Genomic DNA, 12,699 nt, shown 5'->3' on the forward strand with positions numbered 1-12,699 from the left:
TCGGGCCCCGCGCCCCGAGCGCCCTTGCGCGCGCCGGACACATGCTAGAACTCGGCCGCAATGACGGTCCTCCAGGTCGCCGACCTCAGCTTCGGTTACGGCGCGGACAGGCTCTTCCAGGGCATCACCTTCTCCCTGGAGCAAGGCCAGCGCGCCGCGCTCGTCGCCCCGAACGGCGCGGGCAAATCGACGCTGCTCCGCCTCGTCGCCCGCGAGCTCACCCCCGACACGGGCTCGGTCGTGATCCGCAAGGGGATCCGGTTCGCGTACTTCCGGCAGTCGCACGAGCTCGCGGCCCAGGGCACGGTGCTCGACGCCTTCCTCTCCGGGTTCTCCGAGGTGCTCGAGCTGCGCCACGCCCTCACCGCGGCGCAGCACGCGGCCGCCAGCGGCAGCGAGGCCGATCTCGCCCGCCTCAGCGATCTCACCGACCGCTACCACATCGCCGGCGGCGACGACCTCGAGCGCCGCGTGGAGATCATCGCGGCCCACCTCGGGTTCTCGCCCGCCGACATGGATCGCCCCGTCGCGAGCCTGTCCGGCGGCGAGCGCGGGCGCCTGCAGCTCGGCGTGGTGCTCGCCATCGAGCCCGATCTCCTGCTGCTCGACGAGCCCACGAACCACCTCGACATCGAGACCATCACCTGGCTCGAGAAGCACCTCGCGGGCCTCGGCGGCGCGCTCCTCTGCGTCTCGCACGACCGCGCGTTCCTCGACGCCGTCTGCCCGCACACGTTCGAGCTCGGGCAGCGCAGCTTCCGCGCCTACCCGCTCAGGTACAGCGACTACGCCGTCGCCCGCGAGGAGGACCTCGCCCGGGAGCGGGAGCTCGCCGAGCGGCAGGAGGCGTTCGTCGCCAAGACCGAGGACTTCATCCGGCGCAACATCGCCGGCCAGAAGACGAAGCAGGCGCAGAGCCGGCGCAAGATGCTCGAGAAGCTCGAGACGATCGACCGGCCCGAGGACGTGTGGGCGACCGCCGAGCGGGTCCGGTTCCGGTTCGCGCCCGCGCCGCGCAGCGGGGACATCGTGCTCGACGCGCGCGGGCTCGGCGCCTCGCGCGGCGGGCGCGCGCTCTTCTCCGGCGTGGACCTCCTCCTGCGGCGCGGCGACCGCGTCGGCATCGTGGGGCCCAACGGGACGGGCAAATCGACGCTGCTCAAGCTGCTCGCCGGCGCGGGCGCGCCCGAGGACGCGGGCGACGTGCGGCGCGGGACGAACCTCTGCCAGGGCTATTTCGACCAGCACCTCGGCTCGCTCGACCCGTCGAGGACCGCGGTCGAGGAGATCCGCAGCGTGCGCGCCGACATGAACGTCGACGCGACACGCCAGTACCTGTCGCGCTTCCGGTTCTACGGCGACGACGCGCTCCGGAAGGTGCAGGGCTTCTCCGGCGGCGAGCGGAGCCGGCTCGCGCTCGGCAAGCTGCTCCTCGAGCCGCGCAACCTGCTCTTCCTCGACGAGCCGACGAACCACCTCGACATCCCCGCCGCCGAGATCCTCGAGGAGGCGCTCGCGGGCTTCGAGGGCACGGTGCTGCTCGTCTCGCACGACCGCAGGTTCCTCGAGGCGGTGACGACGCGCGTCGTCGCGGTGCGCGAGGGGCGCGTGGACATCTACCCCGGCGGCTTCCGCGACTACCGCGACAACCTCGAGAAGCTCGCGGCCGAGGCGGAGGAGGCGGAGCGCGCGCGCGAGGAGGGCGAGAGGGCGAAGGGCGCGCGCGGAGCGCGGAAGGCGGCGAGCGCGCCGCCGCCGCGCGAGGAGCCGAAGGCGGAGGCGGCGGACCGGGGCGCGAAGGCGTCTGGCCGCGCGGTGCGGCGGAGCGGCGCGACGATGCCGCCGCCGGACGACGCGGGCGCGGGCGACGCGGCGGCGCGCCGGCGGGCGTTCGAGAGCGACAAGGCGGCGGCGCGGGCGGCGGAGCGCAAGCGCAAGCGCGTCAAGGAGCTGGAGGCGGAGATCGCGGCGGGCGAGTCGCGGCTCGCGGAGATGCGCGAGGCGCTCAAGCAGGACCCGGGCGGCGACTGGGCGAAGCTCGCGGCGGCGGCGCGCGAGGAGCAGGCGCTCGCGAAGCGCGTCGACGCGGCGATGGCGGAGTGGATGGCGCTCAGCGAGGAGCTCGGGGCCTCGGCGACGACGGCGGGAGGCGAGGCGTGAAGCGGCGGGCGGGGGGCGCGTGGGGGGCGCGGGGGGCGCGGGGGGCGCGGGGGGCGCGGATCGCGGGGGTGCTGCTCGCGCTCGCCGCGGCGGCGCTCGGCCCGGCGTGCAAGGAGAAGCGCGACGACGGCACCGCGCCCGCGCAGGCCGTCGCCGAGCTGCCGCCGCTCGAGCTCCGCGACGACACGGCGAACCTGATGCTGACGTGGATCGACGAGAAGGGCGACACGCACGTCGAGCTGCGCCCGGCCGACGTGCCGGCCGAGGGCCGCGCGCTCGTGCGCGCCATGCTCTCGGACCGGACGGAGGGGACGCGGGACGCGTTCTACGTCGCCGATCTGACGCAGAAGCGGCCGGACGGCACGTATGCGGTCCGGACGATGCCGCGGAGGGAATGGGAGTCGCTGCTGGAGAAGCGGCGCGCCGAGCACATCGCGAAGACGGCGCCGCCGCCCGCGGCGACGCCAGGCCCCGGCGGCTCTGCGGGCGCCGGCGCGCCGGGCGCGCCGAGCCACCTCGCGGGGGTCACGGTGATCATCTACGGCGCCTCGTGGTGCAAGCCGTGCCACCAGGCCGCGGACTACCTGCGCTCGAAGGGGATCGCCGCGGTGGTGAAGGACATCGAGGAGGACGCGGGCGCGGCCGCGGAGATGCAGGACAAGCTCGCGAAGAGCCACCAGCGCGGCGGCAGCATCCCGATCATCGACGTGCGGGGGCAGATCCTCGTCGGGTTCAGCCCGGGGGCGATCGACCAGGCGCTCGCGCGCGCGGCGGGCGGGACAACGCTCTGAGGCGCTAACAGCCGGCAGCGAGGGCCCAGCGCTGGCCGGGCTCCAGGGTGCGATGTTACAACGAGCGCGAACACGCCGACCTCTTTGATGATGGCGCCGGCGGTAGCTCCTGTCCCGCAGACCAGCGCGCCCGGCATGGCGAATTCACAGAAAGGATCGAGCCGTGGGTATCCAGAAGCTGAGCATCGCTGGATTCCGCTCATTGCGTGACGTGACATGGCAGCCTGGCCGGCTGAACGTCGTCATCGGTCCCAATGGTTCTGGCAAGTCCAACTTGCTTCGTGCGCTCGCGGTGCTCCAGAGAAGCGCGCTGGGCGAGTTGCCTCAGGAGGTACTGAGGTGGGGTGGCATCGGTCCTCTCCTCTGGGACGGCACGGCGCAGGAGATCTCCTGGACGGTGAAGACGGACCCGCTCGGCGAAGCACGAGACCGCGTCAAGGAGGCGCTGACGTACGAGCTGCGCCTCCGGAGGCTCGGTGGGACGAGCGCGTACAGGATCGAGCATGAGCAGCTAGCGAACTATCATCTCAAGGACATTGGCCAGAAGGCTGAACCGAAGAAATTCCTCGAGAGGCGTCCTGGCCACGCGGTGATGTTCGATGCTCGGGAGCGCAAGCTGGCTGCGCACGATGGAAGCGTGCCCGACGACCAGACGCTGCTGTCACTCTTGGCAGGACCGTTCGGGAACGCGCAGGTGCTGGGGTTCCGCGACGTGTTATCGGGCTGGTCGATTTACCACGACGTGCACGTCGATCAGCAGGCGCCGCTCAGGCAGGCCGCCGTGGCGAGGATGGACCGCCGTATCGCCGCGGACGGGCAGAACCTCATCCCGGTGCTCCACACGCTCTACACGGGGAGCCGCGATTTCAAGAGGGTGGTGGATGACGCGATGCGCGCCGCGTTCGGCCAGGATTACGAGGAGCTCGTCTTCCCGCCGGCCGCGGACCAGCGGGTACAGCTCCGTGTCCGGTGGAGGTCTCTGCGAACAGAGCAGTCGGCCGCAGATCTGTCGGACGGCACGGTCCGCTTTCTCCTTCTGCTCGCCATCCTCGCGAGCCCCAGCCCCGCCGATTTCATCGCGATCGACGAGCCGGAGGTCGGTCTCCACCCGAGCATGCTGCCCATCGTGGCGGAGCTCGCCGCCGACGCGGCAGAGCGTTCCCAAGTCGTCTTGACCACGCACTCCGACCAGCTCCTGGATGCGTTCGCCGGGGAGCCTCCAGTGACCACGGTGGCGCGCTGGCAGGACGGTGAGACACGTCTATCGATCGTCGATGGGGATGAGCTCCGCAGGTGGCTCGAGCAATACACGCTGGGCGCGCTGTTCCGCTCGAGAGAGCTCGAGGGGATGGTATGAAGATCGTCCTCTTCGTCGAGGGCCACACCGAGAAGGCGTTACCTGAATTCCTGAAGCGGTGGCTCGACCAGCGGGCGCCGCAGCCCATCGGCATCAAGACTGTTCGCTTCGACGGCTGGCCCAATTTCTATGACGAGATCGCCAAGAAGGTGGAGCTGAACTTGACCGGCAAAGCGGGCACGGGTGTCGTGGGAGCCGTCGGCGTGCTCGATCTGTACGGCCCGACCATCTATCCTTCGGACAGCGCCACCGTGCACGAGCGATACGCATGGTTCAAGAAGGATATCGAGAGCAAGGTGCAGAATCCAAGGTACCGTCAGCATTTTGCGGTGCACGAGACGGAGGCATGGCTACTGTCCAGTCCCTCCATTCTTCCAGCGGAGGTGCGCGGCGCGCTCCCGGGCAAGTGCGCGCAGCCGGAGACCGTCAACTTCGACATGCCGCCCGCGAAGCTCCTCGATCGCCTCTATCGCCAGAAGCTGAAGAGGGGATACAAGAAAGTGATCGACGGCACCAACCTGTTCCGGACGCTCGATCCCGGCGTCGCTTACGACAAGTGCCCGCACCTCAAGCTCCTTTTGGACGACATGCTGGCGATGGCGCGCGGCGGCTGAATGGGGGGACGCCGATCCGAGGCCTCCTCGGACGGTTCTCCAGGGCGTCACCACGCAAAGCGTGAAGTCGTCCCGGTCACATCCCGACGACATCTTGCGCGCCCCCCACCACCTCTTGGCCAGGCCTGCCGATTTTCGACTAGAATAGAGGGTCCCCTTCCGCGAGGCCTCATGCGCGGCGCGCCCACTGCTGTTGTTATCCTCCTCTCTGTTGCGGTCGCCGCGTGCGACCAGGCCGCGCCTCCCGCCGAGACGCCGCCCGATCCAGCGGCCGCCCAGCCGCTGTCCGCGGCGGCAACCCCGGTGATCTCCGCCGTTACGTGGCCCCCTTCCGCCTCGGTCGACCGGAGCGCGCTCGCGGCGCTCCCGGAGACGGCGGCCCGCGCCGCAATGGCCTCGCGGGTCCCGGTGCTCGTGCCATCGCGGCGCGAGCTCCTCGCGGCGCCGGTCCTCGTCGCCAGGGAGCACTGGACCTCGTTCTGGGCAAAGACGGACGCGATCACCGTCTCGCTCACGATGAGCCGCCTCTCGCGCAAGTATCCAAGCATTCCACCGTTCCGGGGGCCCCGCGCCGTGCGCGGGGCGCCGGCGTTCGTCACCGCGAACGAGGGTATCTGGAGCGCGTCGTGGACCGAGAACGGCGTCTCGTACGCGCTCGACGTCGAGTGCGCCTCCCCGGAGGCGCCGGCCTGCGCCTCGGACGCGCTCGTCCTCGAGCTCGCCTCGGAGCTCGTCTATGTGGGCGGCGACGAGCCCAGGGCCGCGGGAGACATGCCATGATCGCGCCGCCCCGCCCGCTCCGCCCGCTCCGCCCGCCCCGCCCGCCGCGCCTCCGCCCCGCCGCGCTCGCCTCGCTGGTCGCGACAGCCACGCTCGCGCTCGCGGTCGCGCTCCCGCCGCGCGCCGCCGCGGCCGATCCGTTCTCGTACCGTCCGGCCGGCGAGCTCCTCTCAGGCTCGGGAGAGGGGCGCGCCGACGACATCGTGTATGCGCCCTCCATGCGCTTTCCGCTCGAGGAGGGCCCGGCGTTCGCCAACTCCCAGGTCTACAGCAAAGGCGGGAGCGCGGGGCCGGCCGGTGGACAGTGCGATACGGACAACTACGCCTATCCGTGGCGCGACAACTACTGCGAGTCGCGCTCGTGGGAGATGCCCCTCTGCCCCTCCGGCACAGGGCACCAGGGTCAGGACATCCGGCCGGCGACATGCGAGGCGGGGAGACACTGGGTCGTCGCGGTGGTGGATGGCACCATCACGAGCGTCGGCGGCTACTCTGTCTACCTGACCGGCGAGGACGGGACTCGCTACGACTACCTGCACATGTCGGACGTCCAGGTCTCGCCCGGCCAGGACGTGTCGCGGGGAGAGCGCATCGGGCGGGTGTCCAACGTCTACGGGAGCACGCCGACGACCATTCACCTGCACTTCAACGTGCGGCAGTCCGTGAGCGGCGTCGGCGTGGTCTACGTGCCGCCCTACACATCGCTCGTCGCCTCGTACGAGGCGCTGCTCAACGAGCCCCCCGAGGGCGCCCTCGAGACAGCCGGCTGCAGCGGGTTCGCGGGATGGACCCGCGACCCGGACGCGGAGAGCGCGCCCGGCGACGCGCGGCTCTACTTCGACGTCCCCGCGACCGAGGAGGGCGCGGAGGGCTACAGCTTCCCCGCGGACGTGCGCCGCGACGATCTCTGCGAGCCGCTCGGCTCGTGCGCGCACGGCTTCGAGGCGCCGATGCCGCTCAGCCTGCTCGGGGGCGAGCACGCGGTCCACGCCTACGGGGTCGACGGATCGAGCGGCGAGGAGGTGGAGCTCGAGGGGAGCCCGAGGCCCCTCGAGTGCCCGCTCGATCTGCCCTCCGGCGTGAGGCGGCCGCTCGGCAGCGACGGCGCGCTGGACGCCTGGGGGTTCTCGCGGTTCTGGGACGTCGCCATCGCGCCGGACGCTGCGCTCCAGGCGCTGCCGGAGGGCGACGTGTTCCCCTCGTCGCCGCTGCTCGTGCGCGGCGACGACGGCGCGGCCTCCCTCTGGCTGATCGACGGCGCGGAGCGGCGGGCCGTGCCGGATGCCGAGGTGGCGGGCGCGTGGCATCTCGATCCGGGCGAGGCCGTCGTGTGGCCGGCCGCGAGGCTCGCCGCGTTGCCGCTCGGGCCGGCGCTGCGGCCGCGCCCGTTCCTGGTGCGGGGCTCCGGGCCGGCGCTCCACGTCATCGACACGCCGCCGCTGCCGGGCGAAGGCGGCGGCGCGGGCGCCGGCGGGGCTGGCGAGGCCGGCTCCGGGGGCGCTCCAGCCACGGGAGGCGTGGAGGAGGGCGCGCCCGGCACGAACCTCGGCGTTCACGGGCAGCTGCGCTGCGAGTGCGGCGCAGCCGGCGCGGGCGCCGAGGGCTCCGCTGGGGCGGACTGGCAGCTCGGCCTCTTCGCGATGGCGGCGCTCGGCGCGGCCCGCAGGCGACGGCGCTCCGCGCGGCCCGCACGCGGCGGCGCGAGGGCCGGCCGCCTCAGCCTTCGTGGATCTTGATCCCGGGGATCGACCGGAGCGGGCTCGCGTCCTCGACCCGCGAGCCCTCGAGGTAGACGTTCTTCAGGCTCTTGAGCTCCCGGAGCGGCGACACGTCGCTCACCCGCGTCCGCTTCATCTGGAGCATCTCGAGCTTCTTCAGGCCGGCGAGCGGGCTCACGTCGGTCACCTCGGTCTCATCGAGCTGGAGCTCGGTGAGGCTGGTGAGGCCGGCGAGCGGCGAGAGGTCGGCGACGGGCGTGCGGCCGATGTCGAGCCGGTCGAGCTTGACCAAGCCCGAGAGCGGCGAGAGGTCCTTGACCAGGGTCGCCGAGACGCGCAGCGACTCCAGCCGGAGCAGGCCCTTGATCGGGCGGAGGTCGTCGATCTTGCCCGGCGGCAGGTAGAGCCCTTTGACGCCCGTGAGCTCGGGGAAGAGGCACGGATCGAGCTCGTCGAGCCCCTGGGCGTCCGACAGGTTCATGGTCTTGATGTTCTTGAGCTCGGCGCGCTTGATCGGCCCCTCGGGCTTCTGGAGCTGCTGCCGCACCCTGGCCTCGAGCGCCGGATGAGAGAAGGTCACCGGATCGCTCTTCGTGCACACCACCTCTTGCTTCTTCGGCGGCGCGCTGGCCGTGGCCGCGGGGCTCGCGGCGGGAGGCGCGTCGGCGGGCTTCGCAGCGGAAGGCGCGGCCGAGGCCGCACCCGCGACGGGCTTCGGGGGCTCGTCGCAGCCGAGCAGGAGAAGGGCGACGCCAAGGGACGCAAGGACGAAAGGGCGAATCATCGCCGCGATGATACACGAGACGACGGAAGAGGGCCGCGTCTTCCCAAGCGCGCTCGCGCGCTACAGCGGCAACAGCAAAAGCCCCTGTCGCGAGTCGAGCTGCTCGGAGAACCAGTCCCGGTGGCGCCGCTCCACCGCGAGCGAGTGCCGGAGGACGTCGCGCGCGCGCTCGGAGAGGCCTTCACGGAACGATATCATCCGCTCGTAAGCAGCGCAGCTGTCCTCCTCGTAATGCCTCATCGCCTCGAGGATCGCGCGATCTCCGACCATCCCGTTCGTCAGCGCCTTGCTCCTCAGCTTGGGTCGGACGGCGCTCTCCACCGGCGGTTCGCCGAGCTCGTGGGCCAGGGCGGCGAGCACCTCGAGGTGACGCTCGTGATCGTGAAGGAAGCCCGCGAGCCGGCTCTTGTCGCCTGGTCGGCTCATCCGCGAGAGCGCTGCTGCGAGCGCGTCCACCGTGGACCAGTTGAGCTCGATCAGTTCGGTCAAGGACCCGATGAACGCGGCTTCGCCGCCGATCACGGACGCCATGGAATATCGCTCCTCTCCTCGCGGAAGCGGACCGCCCGCGTGAAGAGGGAGGTGGGCGGGTGCTTCTCCAGGCCTTCGATGCTCGCAAGCCCGGTGCCGGAGCCCGCCTGTGCAGCCGCTATCCATCGCTGCGCGCGCGTCGTCCAGGAATCCCGCGGTTCTCCACGCTTGTCGCCCGCCGCCGCGCCCGAGACGGCCCGCTTGAGGGCCCGCGCTCGAGGGGATGCGAAGACTCAACCCAGATCGAGGCCGCTGTCGCGGCGCCGGGTCGAGCGCGCGCCGGACCAGGACGGAGCCGTGACGCGCCGGGGCACGATCGGCGGTTGCTCACGCCGCGCCAGGCAGCGAAGCGCGAGCACGTCCTGGACATGAGCGCGCCTCCACCCGAAGCGCGAAGGCGGCGTTGTCCAGGTCAGGATCGGGAGAGGAGAGATGGACTTCGGTCGAGAGCGCTCCGGCGGCGCCCTCGGCGGAGATGCCGCTATTTCTTGCCGAAAAGGCCGCCGAGCGAGCCTGCGAGGCTGCCGACGTCGAGGTTGGCGATGGCGGGGGCCGCCGCGCCGAGCGCGGTATCGACGTGGGCCGCGAGCGGCGCGGGGAGCTTCTCTTTCAGAAAGCCGACCACCGTCTCCACGGCCACGCGGGCCTTGTCTTCCGAGATGCCAACCTTCTCTGCGACCTGCCGTACCAGCTCGTCCATGGCCTCGACGCTCATCCTTTCTGCGCGAGCCGCGCTCGCCGCGAGAGCATCCACGCGCCGATCGGCGCCGGCAAGGGAATTCGGCGCCGGGCTCGGCGCTCTCCCTCTCTCCGGTCGTCGTCCGAACATCCTCGGCAGCTCGGATCGTCCATCGTCAGAGGCATCGTCAGAGGCCTCGTCAGAGGCATCGTCAGAGGCCTCGTCAGAGGCCTCGTCAGAGGCATCGTCAGAGGCCTCGTCAGAGGCATCGTCAGAGGCCTCGTCAGAGGCATCGCCGGAGGTGCCCTATGTCTCCCGCTCGAGCGCGCGCACCAGGAGCGGCGCCACCGAGCGCAGGGCGCCGGGCGCGTCGGCGAGCTGCTGGCTGCCAGGGTGCGAGTCGGTCCCGAGCAGCGTCGTGAACACGGAGGCCGCCCTGATCTTCTCGAGCGAGTCGCCCGGCAAGACGAGGTGGCTCGCGACGGCGTGGACCTTGGATGCGCCGGCGGCGAGGTAGGCGCGCCCCGCCTGGACGAGCGATGAGCCGGTGCGGACCATGTCATCGTAGATGACGACCTCGCGGCCCGAGACATCGGCGTTGATGCCGGTCACGCCGACGCCATCGCCTCTCCGCTCCTTGTACACGAACGCCGGCTCGACGCCGAGGCCGCGGGCGAGGCTCTGCACCCATTTGGCCCGACCGGCGTCCGTCGCCGCCAGCACGTACGGGCGATCGCCCATCAGCTCGCGGATCGCCTGCGTGATGAGCGGAGCGCCGTAGAGGTGGCGCGTCACGTGCGAGTCGCTGAAGTAGAACTCGATGCCATCGGTGTGCAGATCGAAGAGGAAGATGCGCGTGCCCGCGTCGCACGAGGGGATCGCCGAGATGAGCCGCGCCCGCGTCTTCGCGGTCACCACCTCGCCCGGCTTCACGGCCCTCTCCATGGTCGCGTAGCCGAAATAAGGCATCACGATGGAGAGCGACCGCGCGCCTGCGCGCGAGATGGCGCAGCCGAGGTCGTAGATCTCCAGCCAGTCGAGGTCCCGGGGGGCGCCGCCGAGCAGGACCACGTCGCGCCCCCAGCAGTCGACCGCGACGCGCAGGTAGCGCTCGCCGTCGGGGAAGCTCTTGCGCTCGACGAGGCCGCGCTCGAAGTCGCCCGCGGCCAGGAACGCAGCCTCGAGGTAGCTGTACGAGCTGATCGTGATGAGCAGGCGCCGCTGGCTCATCGCGCACCTCGGCGGGTCGTCCGGGCCGGAGCGGCCCCTCGGCGCGCGCCCCGGGCGGGCGCGGCCTTCCCTGCCTTCGCGAACGGCGCGGCCTTCCCTGCCTTCGCGAACGGCGCGGCCTTCCCTGCCCTCGCAGGCGGCGCGGCCTTCCCTGCCCTCGCGGGCGGCGCGCCCTCTCGGGCCCGCGCGGACGGCGCGGCCACGCTGGCGAGGACGCTCTTCAGGTGGGACTCCGCGCCTGGTTCGCTGGGAAAATCGACGGGATCGGGGAGATCTTTCATCTGCACGACGTCGCATCCTGCTTCACGCGCGGCCTCGTGCAAATGGCGCCGGAACCTGGCGCGCGCGATGCCGCGGTGGTTGGTGCAGGCGAGCAGCCTGCCGCCCGGGGCGAGCACGCGGAAGGCGAGCGCTGCGAGCGCGCCGAAATCGCTCGCAGCGCTGAAGCGGCTCTTCTTCGTTGTCGCGAAGCTCGGCGGATCGAGCACGACGAGGTCGAAGCGCCGGTCGGACTGGGCGGCGGCCTTCAGCCACGGGAACACGTCGGCCTCGACAACGACGTGCGCCGCCGGGTCCGCGCCGATCGCGGCGAGGTTGTCGCGCGCCCAGGCGACGACGCCCCGGGACACGTCGACCGTCACGCTCTCGCGCGCGCCGCCCGCCACGGCCGCCACGGTGAACGCCCCCGTGTAGGCGAACAGGTTCAGCACCCGGGCCCCCCGGGCCAGCTCCCGCACCCGCCGCCGGTTCTCGCGCTGGTCGAGGAAGATGCCGGTCGAGAGCCCGTCGCCGAGCCGCACCTTGAACGGCAAGCCGTGCTCGAGGACGGTGAACTCCTCCGGGGCGTCCTCCCCCCGGACGGCGTGCCGCGGCGCGAACTCCTCGCGCCGCGCGTCGACGATGACGCTCGCGTGCTTCGGGCGCGCCTTGAGGTAGACGCCCTTCGCCCCGAGCCGGTGGGCCGCGTCGAGCACGAGGTCCCGCGGCGGCGCGCCCGGCTCGCCGTCGCCCGCGCCGAACAGCGACACGACGAGGTGCTCGCCGTACAGGTCGACGGAGACGGAGGGGAGGCCGTCGCCCGCGCCATGGACGAGCCGGAGCGCCGTGGTGTCGCCGGCGCGCGCGATCCCGTACCGCCGCTCGGCGGCCTCGCGCATGGCGCGCTCGACGGCCGCGACGCCGCCCGCGTACGGGTCCGCCGGCGCGGCCGCGAGCCACGCCTCGAAGACTGCGGGCAGCCGCGAGCGGAAGGCCGCGGCCGCGCCCGTGGCCGGGTGATCGAGGCGGAGCTCGACGGCGTGCAGGAGCAGGCGCGGGGCCTCGGGGCCGCCGTAGAGCGGATCGCCGGCGATGGGGAGGCCGATCGCCGCGAGCTGCACCCGCAGCTGATGCGTGCGGCCTGTCTCGGGCCGGAGCTCGAGCAGGGCGCGGTCGCCGCGGCGCTCGAGGAGGCGGTAGCGGGTGATCGCCAGCACGCCGCTCGCGGCCCGATCCTCTCTCCCTGCGGGCCGATCCTCCCGCCCCGCGGGCCGATCCTCTCGCTTCGCGGCCCGATCCTCTCGCCCCGCGGCCCGATCCTCTCGCTTCGCGGCCCGCTCCTCCCGCCTCGCGGCCCGTTCCTCTCGCGCCCCGCCGGTCTCGGCGAGCGCGCGCATCGCACCTCCCGGCGCCGGGACGAGGCGGTGCCGCAGGGTGCCGCGCGGCGGGCGATCGCCGAAGCCGGAGACCGCGGCGACGTACGTCTTCTGCACCGTGCGCCCCTCGAACTGCCGCGCGACGGCCGCGTTCGCCTCACGCCGCCGCGTGAACAGGAGGACGCCCGACGTGTCGCGATCGAGCCGCTGGTGGATCCCGAGGTACGCCTCCGCGTCGCCCCGGCCGCGGAGGAAGGCGCGGAGGCGCGTCACCATGTCGTCGATCCGCTCCGCCTCCGGCGCGTGCGTCGACAGGCCAGCCGGCTTGTCGACGACGATGAGATCGCCATCCTCGGCGAGGATCCATTCCGGATGGATGTCGGGAAAGAGCTCCGAGAGCGAGAGGCGCGGGGTCATCAGT

Annotated in this window: 11 protein-coding genes; 6 read left to right on the plus strand and 5 right to left on the minus strand. The window is 72.1% G+C overall.

The features are described 5' to 3' along the window. Positions 1-60 precede the first annotated feature (60 nt). The 6 genes from WMF22_RS35230 to WMF22_RS35255 all read left to right on the plus strand — a co-directional run bounded on the left by WMF22_RS35230 (position 61) and on the right by WMF22_RS35255 (position 7,438). Positions 61-2,160, plus strand: coding sequence for an ABC-F family ATP-binding cassette domain-containing protein (locus WMF22_RS35230; RefSeq protein ID WP_437294345.1), 2,100 nt, complete (start codon positions 61-63; stop codon positions 2,158-2,160). Beyond that, complete coding sequence (locus tag WMF22_RS35235) at positions 2,157-2,951, plus strand: glutaredoxin domain-containing protein (RefSeq protein ID WP_438032611.1); 795 nt, start codon at positions 2,157-2,159, stop codon at positions 2,949-2,951. The genes WMF22_RS35230 and WMF22_RS35235 overlap by 4 nt, the downstream gene beginning before the upstream one ends. 163 nt (positions 2,952-3,114) lie before the next feature. Continuing rightward, complete coding sequence (locus tag WMF22_RS35240; RefSeq protein WP_437294347.1) at positions 3,115-4,308, plus strand: AAA family ATPase; 1,194 nt, start codon at positions 3,115-3,117, stop codon at positions 4,306-4,308. Then, positions 4,305-4,922 (plus strand): DUF4276 family protein, encoded by a 618-nt coding sequence (locus WMF22_RS35245; RefSeq protein WP_437294348.1) that lies wholly within the window; start codon positions 4,305-4,307, stop codon positions 4,920-4,922. Before WMF22_RS35240 ends, WMF22_RS35245 begins: the two co-directional genes overlap by 4 nt. Before the next feature lie 303 nt (positions 4,923-5,225). Further along, complete coding sequence (locus WMF22_RS35250; protein ID WP_437294349.1) at positions 5,226-5,702, plus strand: hypothetical protein; 477 nt, start codon at positions 5,226-5,228, stop codon at positions 5,700-5,702. Next, positions 5,699-7,438, plus strand: coding sequence for a M23 family metallopeptidase (locus WMF22_RS35255; protein ID WP_438032612.1), 1,740 nt, complete (start codon positions 5,699-5,701; stop codon positions 7,436-7,438). The genes WMF22_RS35250 and WMF22_RS35255 overlap by 4 nt, the downstream gene beginning before the upstream one ends. On the opposite strand, the gene WMF22_RS35260 is transcribed toward WMF22_RS35255, so the two are convergent. The 5 genes from WMF22_RS35260 to WMF22_RS35280 form a co-directional block, all read right to left on the minus strand. Further along, positions 7,419-8,204, minus strand: coding sequence for a leucine-rich repeat domain-containing protein (locus WMF22_RS35260; protein WP_012239154.1), 786 nt, complete (start codon positions 8,202-8,204; stop codon positions 7,419-7,421). The genes WMF22_RS35255 and WMF22_RS35260 overlap by 20 nt on opposite strands. 60 nt (positions 8,205-8,264) lie before the next feature. Next, positions 8,265-8,735, minus strand: a complete 471-nt coding sequence (locus WMF22_RS35265) for a ferritin-like domain-containing protein (protein ID WP_012239155.1) — start codon at positions 8,733-8,735, stop codon at positions 8,265-8,267. 481 nt (positions 8,736-9,216) lie between these two features. Further along, complete coding sequence (locus WMF22_RS35270) at positions 9,217-9,435, minus strand: hypothetical protein (RefSeq protein ID WP_437524272.1); 219 nt, start codon at positions 9,433-9,435, stop codon at positions 9,217-9,219. A 285-nt stretch (positions 9,436-9,720) separates the two neighbouring features. Then, the gene (prs, locus tag WMF22_RS35275; protein ID WP_438032613.1) at positions 9,721-10,644 is read right to left on the minus strand and encodes a ribose-phosphate diphosphokinase; all 924 of its coding nucleotides are present in this window, start codon (positions 10,642-10,644) and stop codon (positions 9,721-9,723) included. Further along, positions 10,641-12,695 (minus strand): class I SAM-dependent methyltransferase, encoded by a 2,055-nt coding sequence (locus WMF22_RS35280; protein ID WP_438032614.1) that lies wholly within the window; start codon positions 12,693-12,695, stop codon positions 10,641-10,643. The genes prs and WMF22_RS35280 overlap by 4 nt, the downstream gene beginning before the upstream one ends. Positions 12,696-12,699: the final 4 nt, after the last annotated feature.

This window comes from Sorangium sp. So ce204, from assembly GCF_051526795.1.
Lineage (GTDB): Bacteria > Myxococcota_A > Polyangia > Polyangiales > Polyangiaceae > Sorangium > Sorangium cellulosum_B.